At 39.8% G+C, this 15,459-nt stretch carries 11 protein-coding genes; 4 read left to right on the top strand and 7 right to left on the bottom strand.

All coding sequences use genetic code 11. From position 1 onward, the window contains the following. Nucleotides 1-582 precede the first annotated feature (582 nt). From rnr to PP181_RS02845, 3 genes are all read left to right on the top strand, one after another. Nucleotides 583-2,772 carry a ribonuclease R gene (gene rnr, locus PP181_RS02855; RefSeq protein ID WP_272635907.1) on the top strand — a complete coding sequence of 730 codons (2,190 nt, stop codon included), beginning with the start codon at nucleotides 583-585 and terminating at the stop codon, nucleotides 2,770-2,772. Nucleotides 2,773-2,845: 73 nt separating this feature from the next. Beyond that, a complete protein-coding gene (locus PP181_RS02850; protein ID WP_272635906.1) occupies nucleotides 2,846-3,523 on the top strand; it encodes a head GIN domain-containing protein in 678 nt (225 codons plus the stop codon). 7 nt (nucleotides 3,524-3,530) lie between these two features. Next, a complete protein-coding gene (locus PP181_RS02845; RefSeq protein ID WP_272635905.1) occupies nucleotides 3,531-4,199 on the top strand; it encodes a LysE family translocator in 669 nt (222 codons plus the stop codon). Between the two features lie 44 nt (nucleotides 4,200-4,243). Here PP181_RS02845 and PP181_RS02840 read toward each other — a convergent pair whose 3' ends face one another. The 5 genes from PP181_RS02840 to PP181_RS02820 all read right to left on the bottom strand — a co-directional run bounded on the left by PP181_RS02840 (nucleotide 4,244) and on the right by PP181_RS02820 (nucleotide 11,602). After that, nucleotides 4,244-4,750 (bottom strand): OmpH family outer membrane protein, encoded by a 507-nt coding sequence (locus PP181_RS02840; RefSeq protein ID WP_138256665.1) that lies wholly within the window; start codon nucleotides 4,748-4,750, stop codon nucleotides 4,244-4,246. Nucleotides 4,751-4,951: 201 nt separating this feature from the next. Further along, nucleotides 4,952-5,782, bottom strand: coding sequence for a class I SAM-dependent methyltransferase (locus PP181_RS02835; RefSeq protein ID WP_272635904.1), 831 nt, complete (start codon nucleotides 5,780-5,782; stop codon nucleotides 4,952-4,954). 48 nt (nucleotides 5,783-5,830) lie between these two features. Next, nucleotides 5,831-7,699, bottom strand: a complete 1,869-nt coding sequence (mnmG, locus tag PP181_RS02830) for a tRNA uridine-5-carboxymethylaminomethyl(34) synthesis enzyme MnmG (protein ID WP_272635903.1) — start codon at nucleotides 7,697-7,699, stop codon at nucleotides 5,831-5,833. A 5-nt stretch (nucleotides 7,700-7,704) separates the two neighbouring features. After that, nucleotides 7,705-8,124: an rRNA maturation RNase YbeY gene (gene ybeY / locus PP181_RS02825; RefSeq protein ID WP_154917737.1), complete on the bottom strand. Its 420-nt coding sequence runs from the start codon at nucleotides 8,122-8,124 to the stop codon at nucleotides 7,705-7,707. Continuing rightward, nucleotides 8,117-11,602 carry a DUF4175 family protein gene (locus PP181_RS02820; RefSeq protein ID WP_272635902.1) on the bottom strand — a complete coding sequence of 1,162 codons (3,486 nt, stop codon included), beginning with the start codon at nucleotides 11,600-11,602 and terminating at the stop codon, nucleotides 8,117-8,119. Before PP181_RS02820 ends, ybeY begins: the two co-directional genes overlap by 8 nt. 182 nt (nucleotides 11,603-11,784) lie before the next feature. Between PP181_RS02820 and gltX the strand changes: the two genes are divergently transcribed. Then, the gene (gltX, locus tag PP181_RS02815) at nucleotides 11,785-13,308 is read left to right on the top strand and encodes a glutamate--tRNA ligase (protein ID WP_272635900.1); all 1,524 of its coding nucleotides are present in this window, start codon (nucleotides 11,785-11,787) and stop codon (nucleotides 13,306-13,308) included. A gap of 12 nt (nucleotides 13,309-13,320) precedes the next feature. Here gltX and PP181_RS02810 read toward each other — a convergent pair whose 3' ends face one another. Both PP181_RS02810 and PP181_RS02805 read right to left on the bottom strand, forming a co-directional pair. Beyond that, the gene (locus tag PP181_RS02810) at nucleotides 13,321-14,598 is read right to left on the bottom strand and encodes an alkaline phosphatase family protein (protein ID WP_272635899.1); all 1,278 of its coding nucleotides are present in this window, start codon (nucleotides 14,596-14,598) and stop codon (nucleotides 13,321-13,323) included. An 83-nt stretch (nucleotides 14,599-14,681) separates the two neighbouring features. Beyond that, nucleotides 14,682-15,419: a sulfite exporter TauE/SafE family protein gene (locus PP181_RS02805; RefSeq protein ID WP_272635897.1), complete on the bottom strand. Its 738-nt coding sequence runs from the start codon at nucleotides 15,417-15,419 to the stop codon at nucleotides 14,682-14,684. Nucleotides 15,420-15,459 lie beyond the last annotated feature (40 nt).

Here is a 15,459-nt window from a genome sequence, read left to right as displayed (position 1 = left end):
ACGTTAAAACGCTTCTAAAGGTACAACTTCCACATGGTGACCACAAAAAATGATCCGTTTACAACATAGATTTTCAAAAATTGTCAGAAGGGTGTTCATTCGTGTGTATATTTCACAATTTAGACACTCATAAGTTGTTGAAAAAAAAGCAAATTAAAATTTGTATGGAATTTTAATAATGCACAATACAATCATTCCTAAGAAAACGCGAAAAAAACTATTAGAAAGTATTCCCCGTTTTTCAAAACTATCCGTCTTGTAATTAACATTAAATTTACATTAACTTATTAAAAAATGAATGTTGAAATGGGTTATAAACTCATTTTAATAACTTTTTTAATAGCCTGATTTTTAGATTTCTTGAGTACTCATTATATGTCAATAACTATTCGTATCTAATAAAGTCAAGTATTTTTAAAAATAGTTTTACCCCTTATTAACACCCTATCATAATCATCATTTTATTTTTAAAAGATTAAAGAAAAAGATAATTATATACTTAATGTTGATAACAACTATGATTGTGATATAACACGTGCTAGTGGATTATAATTCGTAATTTTCCAACAAACAGAAACTTTAATGTCGAAAAAAAATAAGAAGAGTAGAAATCACAGGAAGAACGAAATTACCAAAGGGATTTTTACTGTTTTGGAGAAGGAACCAAGCAAAAGTTTCAACTACAAACAAATTGCCGCAAAAATAGGAATTACCGATGCCCATGATAGGAATACATTGATTCAGAGATTAGCCCAATTAAAGGAAAAAAAACGCATTCGGGAAGTTGCTAGGGGTAGTTATCAAGTATTGGAAGATGTTAAGACCTATCATACAGGTACCGTGGATGTAACCGGACGAGGGAACGCCTATATTGTTGTGGAAGGGATGGACGACGATGTTTTTGTCCCTTTTAATAAGTTGAACAAGGCTTTTCATAAAGATGTGGTGGAAGTGTATATCTATCCAAGGAAGAAAAGCAAAAAACTGGAAGGTGAGATCGTTCGTGTTTTGGAGCGTCATAAAAGCACCTTTGTAGGTGTGGTGGACATGCAAAAAACCTTTGCCTTTGTGCGTCCCTCCGATTTTAGAATGTATACGGATATCTTCATTACCAAAGAAAATCTTAATGGATCCAAGGATGGGGAGAAGGTAATTGTGGAACTTTTGGATTGGCCTGATGGTGTGGATTCTCCCTATGGTAAGATTACCGAAATTTTGGGGATTCCCGGTGAGCACAATACGGAAATACATTCCATCTTGGCGGAATACGGGCTACCCTATGAATTTCCTATAGAGGTACAACGTTTTGCCGATGGACTGGATACTACCATCAAAAAAGAGGAGATTACCAAACGAAGGGATATGCGAGACGTATTGACCTTTACGATAGACCCTAAGGATGCCAAAGATTTTGATGACGCACTTTCTTTTACCGTTTTGGAAAACGGGAACTATGAAATTGGGATTCATATAGCCGATGTTTCTCATTACCTGGAGGTGGATACTATTCTTGATGATGAGGCATATGATAGGGCCACTTCGGTCTACTTGGTGGATCGAGTGGTGCCTATGTTGCCTGAGGTGCTCTCCAATAATGCCTGTTCGTTGCGTCCCAATGAGGAAAAATATACGTTTTCTGCAATTTTTGAATTGGATAATACTGCTGTTATCAAAAATCAATGGTTTGGCCGTACCGTAATCAATTCGAACGAACGTTTTGCGTACGAGGAAGCCCAACATATTATTGAAAGCGGTTCAGGACACATTCCAGAACATGTGTCAATTCGTGGTAAGGCCTATCAGGTTGGTGAGGATGTGGTTGAGGCTACGTTGACCATGGACAAACTGGCAAAGATCATGCGAAAGAAGCGCATGAAACAAGGGGCCATTTCTTTTGATAAGGTAGAGGTTCGCTTTAATTTGAATGAAAATAATGAACCTATTGGGGTATATTTTAAGGAAGCCAAGGATGCCAATAAACTCATTGAGGAATTTATGTTATTGGCAAATAGAAAGGTAGCGGAGTTCATTGGAAAACAGAAACCCAAGAAAACATTTGTGTATAGGGTACATGATGACCCGGATGAGGACAAGCTGATCGCGTTGAACGGTATTATCTCCAGGTTTGGTCATAAGCTAAATTTTAAGGATAAGAAATCCATTAGTGCTTCGTTGAACCAATTATTGGAAGATGTAAAAGGTCAAAAGGAGCAGAATTTAGTCGATACACTTGCTATTCGTAGCATGAGTAAAGCGGTTTATACGGTTGATAATATAGGACATTACGGATTGGCCTTTGATTATTATACCCATTTTACCTCACCTATCAGAAGATATCCGGATGTTATGGTGCACCGCTTATTGCAGCATTATTTGGATGGAGGGAATACGGTTAAGGCTGATATATATGAGCAGAAGTGTAAACATTCTTCCGATATGGAGGCACTGGCGGCCAATGCAGAAAGGGATTCCATAAAGTACATGCAGATCAAGTTCATGGAAGACCATAAGGACCAAGAATTTTTAGGTGTCATCAGTGGTGTGACGGAGTGGGGAATTTATGTGGAGATTATCGAGAACAAATGTGAAGGTATGGTGCGCATCAGGGACATAAAAGGAGATTATTATATCTTTGATGAGAAGCAATATGCCATAATTGGAGAACGGACCAAGAAAATGTATCAATTGGGAGACGAGGTCGTGGTTATGGTAAAGAGTACCGATTTGATTAAGAGACACTTGGATTTTTCTTTATTAGGGAAGAATGGATAGCTTTTTGGAATGAATTTTGTTTCATGGAATTGCTTAAAATCAATTTCCGTTTATCGGATATGAAACCTTAAAAATGAAGCAGTTAGTTTTAATCTTAAGTATTTTTCTGGGTAACGCCTTAGGGGCACAGGATAGCAAGGTATCTGTTGGCCTGGGTAAGTTCGCCGAGGTGAAGGGTTTTGACGGGATTTCTATTAAGCTTATTCGGTCTTCTGAAAACAAGGCCGTTATTTCAGGTGAGAATACGGATAAAGTAGCTATTGTAAATAATGATGGTATTCTGAAGATTCGCATGCAGATTACCAAGTTCTTTAGTGGTTATAAGACTTTTGTCGATTTGTATTACACAGAAGATATTATGGTCATCGATGTCAACGAGGATGCTAGGATTATTTCAGAGGGTACGATTGTTCAGGATGTTTTGGAATTGAAGTCCCAAGAAGGAGGAGAGGTGAATGTTTCAACAGAGGTGGAGCAACTTTTGATAAAATCGGTTTCAGGAGGTATTGTCAAAGCAACAGGTGTTGCAAATTTGCAGGATGTTCAAATTAACACAGGAGGCGTTTACGAAGGTAAAGCTCTTAAGACCAAATTCTCTACTGTCAATGTGAATGCAGGTTCTAGAGCAGAAATTTATGCGAGCGATTATGTTAAGGCTGCTGTGAAGGCTGGCGGCGAAGTACTCGTATATGGGAATCCACCTAAATTGGAAGAGAAAACTGTTTTTGGTGGAAGTATAAAAAGGATGTAATATTTATATGTGGGAAGATATACAGGCAGCTATTCCATTGGGCTTTATTTTAAGCTTTATGATTGGACCTGTATTCTTTGTACTGCTTGAGACAAGTGCCATCAAGGGCTTCCGTGCTGCTCTGGTATTCGATTTGGGAGTAATAATAGCGGACATTCTTTTCATCACCATAGCCTATTTCAGTAGTTACCAATTGCTTGAGAATCTAAGCAATCAACCAGGTCTTTACGTTTTTGGCGGTGTTATCCTTTTGGTATATGGGATAACTATTTTTTTTAAACACGGTTCAAGGAATAGTTCGAAAATTCCGATTAAATCTAAGCGAAGTGACTATCTAGGTCTCATTGTGAAAGGCTTTCTTTTAAATTTTATAAATATTGGTGTACTTGTATTTTGGTTGGGAGTTATAATAATTGTGGGACCAAGCTTGGATAATGAACCTTCCCGAATTAGAGTATTTTTTACCACAATGATACTTTCCTATTTCATTACGGATTTGTTTAAAATTTTGTTGGCCAAGCAGTTAAAGAAGAAATTAACGGGTACACGTATTCGCTTGATAAAGAAGGGTATTGGAATTATACTTATCGTTTGCGGAATCGTATTGATAATAAAGGGTTTCCTTCCAAACGATAGATTTAATATTGAATCAAGGATAGAGAATATTAGCTATTAAAAAGGCCACATATTAGTGGCCTTTTTAATTGGTTTTCTAATAAATTATTTTTTGTACTTGTTATTTAGGATGGTTATGATTTCAGTTGTGATGTCATGGGTTTCTTTTCCATAGAGAACACTACCCCCTTCTCCGCCTCCTAGTATATAGCTGTAACCATTTGCTTTACCATAAGCCTGTATTTCCTTTTTTACTTTGGAAACAATGCTATCCATTTCTGTTTGTCCCTGAATTTGTAATTGTTGGTCTTCCATTTGGAGTTGTTGTCCCATTTGTTGACCTCTTTGTTGAAATTGGGCATATTCTTGTTGTGCAGCGTTTTGTGTCATGCTTTGGGCTCTTGTTTGAAATTCCGTAGCTTCTGCTTGAAATTTTTGGGATATACTATCACGCTTTTTACCAAGAGCTTCTGCTTTTTCTTTGTATTTTGTTTCTATATCAATTTTTTCTTGATATTCATTCATAAGTTTTACGTTGTCTACAAACGCAATTTTTTCTTGTGTACATGAAAGGATGGTAAGTAGTGTTATTCCAAGGATTAATTTTTTCATTTTTGTTTTTATTAATTTGTGGCAAAAGTAAGAAAGCTTTGTTAATATATAGAGTATAGTTATTTCTTATGAAAATCTTATTTTTTATTGGTTTATATTATTGTATACACCACATTTTAAGCCATTTTAAGACCTTTTTTAATATAGGGTATGGTATATCCTTATTTACTTTTATTTCTTCTTGTGCGAATCGCTATTTAGTTATTTAGCTTTTTTAAGAATATATATATGGGAAGAATATTCTTTACTTAGTAAACCTTTGATGTTTGATATCAATCCTATTAAAAAAGCCATTAAATAATTATTATTACCGCTTTTGTACTTTTCGGAAAGTAGGGATACATAAAAGGAATCGAAAAGCATTGGTTTCGTTTGAACTAGTTTCAGTTTGTATGGTTTAAAAAGTCTTTTTATTGATTCCTTGGAGAAGTGCCATAAATGTCGTGGGGTGTCGTAAGCAGCCCAGAATTGTTTGTAGTGTTTTGCGTCATAGGATTTGTAATTTGGTACCGCTATAACTAAGTATCCGTTCAGTTTTAGTTTATTTTGAATATTTTTTATTTCGCTTTCCAAATCTGGAATGTGTTCAAGTACATGCCATAATGTGATAACATCAAATTTGTCCTCTGGTATATCCGCTAGTGATTCCTTTAGGGTTATTTCTTTTGTGAGTGCTTTTATTCTTGCTTGATGGTTTGGTTCTACCCCGTGGATTTGCCAACCATCTTTTTGGGCGTATTTTAAAAAGTCGCCTGTACCTGCTCCAATATCTAGAATTGTTTTTTCAGTAGTTCTTAGTTTTTTGATTAGTCGAACTTTCTTATTTAAATTATAAGTTTTTATAAATTGATAGATTTTATCTATATATTTTTTATTTTGGTCTGTATGTGAAATATAGTCTGGGTGATCGTAATATGTTTCTAGATTTTTGGGTACTGGATACGTTTTCAGCATATCTAGTTCGGTTATGTATTCTAGATGAAATTCCTCCTGGGTATTAAAGTAATCCTTTGTAGTGAGATATCTTGACATATATTTATTAAGGATTTGTTGGATCGTTCCACGTGGAACAATGTGACTTTACCTACCAAGGTATACTAGTAGAACACTAATATCACTCGGTGTAACACCACTGATTCTGGATGCTTGAGATATAGTGACTGGCTTTATTGCTGACAGTTTTTCGCGCGCTTCAAAGGATAAGGATTTCAATTTCTTATAATCAAAATTATCAGGAATTTTTAAAGATTCAAGTCGGTTTAGTTTATCGGCATTTACTTTTTCCTTTTCAATATAACCCGAGTATTTAACTTGAATTTCTGCCTGCTCGAGTACTTCATTATCCAAGCTATTGAAACTAACAAATTCGGATACAGATTCAAGTGTAAGCATATGTTCCATGGTAACTTTTGGTCTTGAGAACAATTTGAACATTTTATCTGATTGTTTTATTGGGGCCGATTGCACCTCCTCAAGAATTGGATTCATTTGCTCTGGCAGTACACTTGTATTTTTAAAAAATCTAACAAAGGCTGCCGATTTCTCTAGTTTTTCTTCCATTCTTTTTAACCTACCTTCTTTTGCCAATCCTAATTTATATCCTTTAGGGGTCAGTCTTAAATCGGCATTATCTTGTCTCAATAGGGTCCTATATTCGGCTCGGGAAGTGAACATTCTATAAGGCTCTTCCGTTCCCTTGGTGATAAGATCGTCTATCAATACCCCTATGTACGCTTCATCGCGTTGTAGTGTAAAAGCTTCTTTTTCATTTATTTTTAAATGTGCATTGATGCCTGCCATTAGCCCTTGGGAGGCAGCTTCTTCATAACCTGTAGTTCCATTGATTTGACCAGCAAAATATAGGTTCTTTATCAATTTTGTTTCCAAGGTGTGCTTTAATTGGGTTGGTGGAAAATAATCATATTCTATGGCATAACCTGGACGGAAGAATTTGACATTTTCAAAACCTTTGACGGACCGTAATGCTTTAAATTGTACATCTTCCGGTAATGAGGTTGAAAATCCATTTACATATATTTCAACAGTGTCCCATCCTTCAGGCTCTATAAACATTTGATGTGAATCCTTATCGGCAAATCTATTTATCTTATCCTCTATGGACGGACAGTATCTCGGGCCAATACTCTTTATCCTACCATTGAACATGGGAGATCTATCAAAACCTTCACGTAGCAAGTCGTGAACTAGGGCACTGGTATGGGTCATGTGACAGTCTCTTTGTTTTTTTAATACAGGTGTGTTTAAATAGGAGAACTTTTCGGGTTTGTCGTCACCGGGTTGGGGAATCATTTTTGAATAGTCCAAGGACCTTCCATCTACTCTTGGAGGGGTACCGGTCTTCATGCGCCCGCTGTCAAATCCCAAATCGACCAATTGTTCGGTAATTCCTGTTGCAGCCTTTTCTCCGGCCCTTCCACCTCCAAATTGTTTTTCTCCAATATGGATTAAACCGTTTAAAAAAGTACCATTTGTAAGTATGACGGATTTTCCCCATATTTCAATACCAAGGGATGTTTTAACTCCCATAACTTTGTTTTTTTCCAAAAGAAGCCCCGTCACCATTTCTTGATAAAAATCTACATTGGGTGTTCTTTCAAGTGCTAGGCGCCACTCTTCTGCAAATCGCATCCGGTCACTTTGGGCCCGAGGACTCCACATGGCCGGTCCTTTGGATTTGTTCAACATTTTAAACTGAATAGCAGATTTATCCGTTATAATTCCGGAATAACCTCCCAAGGCATCTATTTCACGAACGATTTGTCCTTTGGCAATTCCGCCCATGGCAGGGTTGCAGGACATTTGTCCAATTGTTTGTAGGTTCATCGTAACCAAGAGTGTTTTTGATCCCATATTGGCCGCAGCGGCTGTTGCCTCCGCCCCTGCATGGCCTCCTCCTACTACAATAACATCATAAATTTCTCCAAACATAATTTCTACTGTTCCACGTGGAACATTTTTATTTTTTCATCTTCTTTTATGCGCATTTCTTTTTTGTGCTCCTCTTCCTTGTCCTTGTACCCAGCTAAATGAAGTATACCATGGGACATTACCCGTAAAAGTTCGTTTTCAAAAGTTGCTTGGTAGCTTACAGCATTTTCCCGGACACGTTCTGTGGATATGTATATGTCTGCCGACATTGTTTTCCCTGTGGTATAATCAAAGGTTATAATATCGGTAAGGGTGTCGTGCCGTAAATATTTTTGATTGATTTCCAACAAATAGCTATCGTCGCAAAAAATGTAATTCAGTTCGCCTATAGTATACCCTTCAGTCGTAACAATCTTTGAAACCCAGCTCCTGTATTTTTCTGTATTGGAAATTTTAACCTCCGTCTCAAAATAAAATTCAATCATTGCCTTTGAAGTACTCTTTTACCTTGTTTTGAAAATTTTGGCGCAAAGGTAAGGCTTGTCTATTTAAAATTTCTATCTCGTTACGATAATTATCTAGTAATGAGGGTTTGGTGGTTATGGGATTGATGAAGTCCTTTTTGTTGCTGTTACTTTCCCGCTCTGTTTTTTTTCCTTGTTTTAAAGAAGCGTTTTCTAGTTTCAACAATTCGTATTGTATGGTGTTGGCCTTGCTTAATGTCCGTTGCGTAATACCATTTTCAAGGAGGTCGTTCTGAAAATCTTCCATTTGGCGAATAAGCTTTTCCCCCAATTTGCGATCACCTTCATTAATGAGGTTTTCCAACTGCCTTTCCAACTCTTGTTTGATGCGTTGCTGCTCCTGATAAATTTCATAGATTTCTTGCAGCTCGCTTTCGCTCAAACCATCGCTACCTTGAGAATTTCCGGATCCTTGGTTTTGCCTATTAGTACCGTTTTCACCCTCCCCGGATTGACCACCTTCTCCTTGCCCACTTCCCTCGTTTCCATTATTCCCTTGTTCTCCTTGCTCTCCATTTTGTCCCTGAATGCCCTGTTCTCCTCCTTGGTTTCCTTCCTTACCTTGATTACCCTGTTGATTCCCTTCCTGTCCTGATTGACCCTGGCTACCAGACTCCCCCATTTTTTCCCCAAGGGACTGTTGTTGTTTAATGATGTCCGGAAGCTGAAATCCTCCCTGGCTTTGACCGCTTCCCTGGCCCATTTGCATGCTTTGCTGCATGTTTTCAAGCACATGTGCCAAAAAATCAGCGAGACTGTTCGATGCTGTAAGCACGTATTTCTGATAGGATACTCCTTGGTATATTTGTCCTTCCGCGACGCTTTCCAAGGACTTGTCAATGTTGTAATAGACCTCTGTAATTTGCTCGTTCACAAATTCCGAAAGCTCTGCTTGGCGCAACGAAAGCGCAAACAAACTATCATCCACATGTTCAAAAAGACTGCGTAGCTCGTTTTGGCTACGAACAGTTTCGGAATAATGGGAAATATCTTCCCTGTCCTGTTCGCTCAGTTTATCATAGAGACTTTCCTGTTTGAACGAGAAAATGATGAGGTTGTCCAAAATCTGACGCAGCATTTCAGCATCCTCTGCCACGGAATCACTGCCGGAAGACCCACTCATGGATAACTGTCCGAGCTCTTCACTCATTTCCTTCATTTTTTGTGCGGCCGATTTTTGATTTTGCTTGGTTTTATTGGCACTTTGTTCCATGCCTTCGTTATCCGACTTTTCTTTCGACTCTTCGTGGTTTTGAATTTCCTCCAACGCGTTATCTTGGTTTTCTTGGATTCCCGCCTGCTTCGCCTTGTCGATACTTAAGTCCATAGGTTTTTTTAGATCCGCATTGTCTTTTTTCAGTTCATCCAAATCTTTTGCGATTCTATCAAATTCCCCGTTCAATTTTTCCTGTTCTTGTTTTGAGGATTCCGTGGCAATTTCTTCTGCGGCAAGCGCTTGCTGTTTTTCTGAAAGTTTTTCCAGATCGCTTGCCAACTGTGCGGCCTTTTCGGTAACGTAATACCGTTTGGTCAGCTCCACCAATTGTTCAAGGCTACGCTCGGAGTTTTGCTGTTTTTTGCCCAGTTCCTCCAAACGTTGTGTCAGTTCCTCTTTGTTGATTTTATCGGCAATCTTATTGAGTTCTTCCAGAAGTTTTTGGTTCTTCTTGGCCTCCATTTCCTGCCGCTCCAAACGCTCTTGCAATAACTGGTTCAATTTGTCGTCCTTCACCCCTTTTTCCAGATTTTCCTTTAGTTCCCGGCTGAATTTCTCCATCAATTGCTCCTGTCGCTCCTGTTTTTCTAAAAAATCGGATACCTGACGTTGGTCATTAAAATCCAATCGGTTTTTTTCTTTCTGTAAAGTGTTGATTTCCTTAAGGTTATCACGTTGCTCGGCAGCCTTTTCCAAGGATTTGTCCAAGTTGTTAATCAGCAACTGTTGAGACTCCAACTCTTTGTTTTTCAATTGGTTATTGTCTAAAATTTGTTGGGAGAACACGGTGCTTTTAACCGATTTTCCACCATGGATGGCATCATTGTCCGTAACCTTAAAATAGAAGGCATATTTTTTGCCTTCTTCCAATTTCAGCCCAGAGGGAAACGTATAGTAGAATGGATGAAAATTGGATTTTGGTCGGCTCAGCTCAATAATGTTCTCATCTTGCTCGCTTCCTTGTTCAAAATAGACCAGTTCAATCTTTTTAAGTCCATAATCATCCGTGGCCTCCCCTGAGTAATAGGAAATATTCGGTTCAAGGGAGTCCAAGACTTGCTCCACCTTCACCGTTGGATACGCATCCTTGATTACCTGAAACGAATAATTTAGGGTCTCATATTCCCGTATGTTGGCATTGGATGTGGCCAGTTGATAGTCCCAATTCGCATAGATTCTTTTGGAAAGGCTGAAATCGTCCCCGTTATTGTTAAACAGCAAAGACGTATCCTTTGCAACTAGTTTAATTTCCTCGGTGTCCTGGCCTTTTATCTCCCAGGTTATTTTGGTTCCTTCGGGTATTAAGGCGTTTCCGGTACTTTTTATGACCTCTGGAAGTTTATTGATATATGCAGGATACTCCAATCGCATGTTAAAATCCGATATGGCGGGCGCCTTCAAGGCAACCAGCCCATATTCCCTGGACTCTATCCCACTACCTTTGAACATGAATCGCCCCGATGTGATGGGCGGTGACAAGGTATACTGAAATACTCCATTTTCCTCTTGTAGCAAGATTTCCTTATCCTGAAAAACAACGTACACATTATCCGGTTTTAGCGAACCTTCCGTTGCCACTTGGAAGGTGAAGGGCTTACTTTCTATTACCTGTAATTGTGTATTCAACAATTCGAACCTAAAAGGCGCGGGAGGTTCATAGGCCATATTGTAATTGACTACACGGGAATAACTTCCAAAAAAGGAACTCCAATTGCCGGAAATCCACAACAGCCCAATAATCATCAAGGGCAACAAGGCAAACTTCACATATTTTAAAGGTTCCTTGGTGTTAATTGCCCTTTTAAAAGGAATCGTTTTCAGATGTTCAGAGCGCTGTTCGATACTTGCCAGCAACAGTTCTGATTTTTCCGTATTATCGGCCAAATCCAAAAGGTTGTACAATTTGTCGCCAACTTCCGGGAAATGTTTTCCGATCATGAGGGAGGCGTCCTTTGGCGTGATGCCCTTTTTTAGTTTGAAAAGATAGAACAGAGGAATTCCAATATATCGGTATAAAAGGAAAAGCTCTACGGCCAAAAAGATAAGAAACAATGTGAGCCGCCAGGTTGAATTCAACCACAGGGCAAACTCAACACCTACTACCGCTAAAAAAAACAGCAGCCCAAGAGCAAAAAAGAGGATAACCCCCTTGATCAATTTTTGGGTGTAATGGGCTTTAATGAAGTCGTTTAATTTTCCTAATATGAGATTGTAAAACTGCAATGGCAAAGGATTTTTATACCAAGATATACCCTTTTGGTTTTTAAGGACAGAAAAAATTTGTTAAAAGGCACTTAATCCGAGACTTAACGATACTAAATCGAGAACCGGAAGCCTCCATAAAATTATTTCCACCATCAAAATGAGCCCTTTCCCTTCAGCATCGCTTTTTATACCTTTGTCAAATGACACAGAAAGTTAGAGTACGATTTGCGCCAAGTCCCACGGGACCTTTGCATATAGGCGGTGTTAGGACCGCTTTGTTCAATTACCTATTCGCCAAAAAACACAAGGGTGATTTTATCCTCCGTATTGAGGACACGGACCAGAACAGGTTCGTAGAAGGTGCGGAGCAATATATTGTAGATTCGCTGAACTGGTGCGGCATTCCCTTTGACGAGGGACCGTCCTCCCCAACCGCTAAGGGCAATACCTTAGGGAAATATGGTCCATACAGGCAGAGCGAACGGAAACATTTATACAAAAAATTCGCTCTGGACCTCATTGAAAAGGGCAAGGCATATTATGCCTTTGACACGGCCAAAAAGTTGGATTTTCACCGAAATGACCACGAAAAAAAAGGCAAGACCTTTATCTACAATTGGCATAACCGACTCAAACTGGACAACTCCCTCTCCATGACCCCCGAAGAGGTACAACGAAGAATAGATGCCGGGGAAGAGTACGTCATACGCTTTTTAACCCCGCCCGATGAGAAACTACATTTGAAGGATATCATACGTGGTGATATTGAAATCGACACAAACACCCTTGACGATAAGGTGCTTTTTAAAAGCGATGGGATGCCTACCTACCATTTGGCCAATATTGTAGACGACCATCTCATGGAGATCAGCCATGTGATACGGGGCGAGGAATGGCTGCCCTCTTTGGCGCTGCACCAACAATTGTACGATGCTTTTGGCTGGCAGGCGCCTCAATTTGCGCATTTGCCTCTGATCATGAAACCTGTTGGAAAGGGCAAATTGAGCAAGCGGGATGGTGAAAAGGGAGGTTTTCCTGTTTTTCCATTATCTTGGAACGAATCCGTGGGATACAGGGAGGCGGGCTATTTTCCGGAAGCCGTGGTGAACTTTTTGGCCTTACTGGGCTGGAACCCGGGAACGGAACAGGAGTTGTTTACTTTGGAAGAATTGGTGGATTCCTTCTCCTTGGAAAGGGTAAACAAATCGGGAGCACGGTTCGACCCGGATAAAACCAGGTGGTATAATCAGCAGTATATGCATCAAAAAGACGATGCAACATTGGCCGAAGCCTTTCAGTTACATTTAAAAGAAAAGGGAATCACATCAACATCCAATGATTATGTCCAGAAAGTAGTTTCCCTGATCAAGGATCGCGCCACGTTTGTTTCGGATTTTTGGGAATTGGGCGATTACTTTTTCGTAGCACCTACCAAGTACCAGGAAAAAGCGGTTAAAAAGCAATGGAAGGACGATACCCAAGAAATCATGCAAAACTTGGCAAGTTTTATAGACGGCATAGCCGACTTTTCTTCAGAGAATGTGGAATTGGAGGTGAAAAAATGGATTTCTGAAAAGGAACTGTCTTTTGGTAAGGTCATGCCCCCATTACGTCTGGTTTTGGTCGGTGACATGAAAGGCCCGCATATTTTCGATATCATGGCGTTGATCGGCAAAGAAGAAAGTTTAGAGCGGATAAACAAGGCGATTTCGGCACTCGCCTAGCCTATTTTTAAGCTATTTAAGAACCTCCTGAACTGCAGTTAGGTTTCCGTCTATATCTTTAGGAACGGGCAAACCAAGGATTTTACATACCAAGGGGTATATATGAATGTTCTTAAAAGAAGCGATTTCCAAACCGCTTTTAAAACTAGGGCCTTGGGCATAGAATATCCCGTGCATTTCCTTATGTGCAGGGTCGTAGCCATGTACTCCAAAGGACGTTTTGGGTTTGGAAATGACGTTGTCTATTTTTTCCCGTTTCGCAAAATAATAGCCAAAATTGGGCACAACCTGAATTTCTCCCCAATCGGGATTTTTGGGAACATATTCAAACCCCGGGGTTTCCGTTGTTTTGTACACCTTAAAATGGTTTTCTTTCTGGCGCAGATTCGCTAGTGTATTTTCAAGATTGTTGGGGTCTTTCAGATGAAGATTGACAATGGCCCCGTTATCCACCACCGTGTATAGGGAATCGTTTATAATTGGGTCTATTGGAATGTATCGCTCTTTGGGCACTTCCGCCATACCATGGTCGGACACGATGATTAGGTCCACGGGCAGACCCGTTGCTTTAATGCCTTCATAAAGCTTGCGTAGGTTTAAATCCAAGGCCATCAAGACAGGTTCCAGTTCAGCATCGGCATTGGGTCCAAACGAATGGCCCACATCGTCCATATCGGAAAAATACATCGTGATCATGTGGGGCCGTTGGGCATCGGGCAAGGAGAGCCAATCAAGCACTTGGGATACTCGCTCCTCGTTTTTTATGGAGGCGTCGTACTTTTTGTAGTACGTAGGCCAGATACCTTGTATATTGGCTTCCGAACCCACAAAAAAATAGCTGGCGGAAACTATTCCTGATTTTGCCGCCTGTACCCAAAGTGGTGTGCCATTATAAAACGACCCGTCTTCCACAAATTCCCGTTTGCCAATGCGGTAGGTTTTGTCCTTTTTATGGCTATAGAAGGAATTTCCCAGCAGCCCGTGCTTATCGGGGTACATCCCTGTGGCTATCGTATAATGGTTTGGGAAAGTCTTCGTAGGAAATGAGGGAATCAACGAAGAGGCCTTGACACCATTTTCTATGAATTTATGTAAGAACGGAGGGCGAAATCGTTCCACATAGTCCCACCGAAAACCATCCAGGGAAGCCAGGACCACATAGGGCCGTTCCCCGGATGAACCGGAATTTTCCGTTGGTGCCGATATAGTTTTTGAACCGCTTTTACAAGCGGACAACAATAAAAGACCAAGGCAAAGCAGGAGGCTCAGAATCCGTTTTATTTGGGACATACGCGCAAGATTAAAGATATGCTTGCCCTAAAATAGTCCATCCGCAAAGCGGGACAAAAGAAAAACGTTTTTGTTTTTAACGATTAGGTCGTTTTAATCAAAACGTTCCCCAAGGTAACCACACCTATCAACAAGATAAGGAGCAAGGAAATGGTCTTGAACTTATCCTGTTCTATAAAATGAAGGATGCGTTTTCCCACATACGTGCCCAATATCCCAACGACCAACAAGAAAGGCAGGTAAATGAGATGTTCCTTGTGAATGTAGCCATTGTTGAAGTAGACAAAGGTTCTTGTAAAATCGATAAAAAAATCAATGAATGCAGAGGTCGCTATAAAGACACTTTTTTCCAGATTGAAAGTCGCCATGGTAAGCCCCCTGATGGCGCCCCCGGTTCCCAATAGCCCGGCCGAAAATCCGGATAGAACACCGCCGGTAATGGCATTTTTCCTGTTCGGATTGATTACCAAATCCTTTTTGACCAGAAACAAAAGGCTCAAACCAACCAGGAAAAGGGCGAGTACAATTTCCAAGATGAAACTATCCACTATTTTGGTCATGTAGCCACCAATAATGACAAAGATTACCGATGGAACCCCTATGTTTATCAGCAGTTTTTTGTCAAGACCCTTTTTGAACAGCACGATTTTACTAACGTTACTGAACAAATGGAACAGGGCCGTGAGCCCCAGCACAAAATGAAAATCGAAAAAGAAATTGCCCATGGGCACAAAAAAGACGGAAGACCCAAAGCCACCAATGGTGCCCACAATTTCGGCGACTAGGGCCAGGAGCAAAAAGAGATAGTCTAATTTATTCACGACTAAGACTGCGGGTTCCTACAAAACCCTACAATTTAAT

Source organism: Maribacter sp. PR66 (assembly GCF_028464205.1).
Taxonomy (GTDB): domain Bacteria; phylum Bacteroidota; class Bacteroidia; order Flavobacteriales; family Flavobacteriaceae; genus Maribacter; species Maribacter flavus.
Note: the sequence above shows the minus strand (reverse complement) of the source record. Positions and strands in the feature narration are given on the sequence as shown.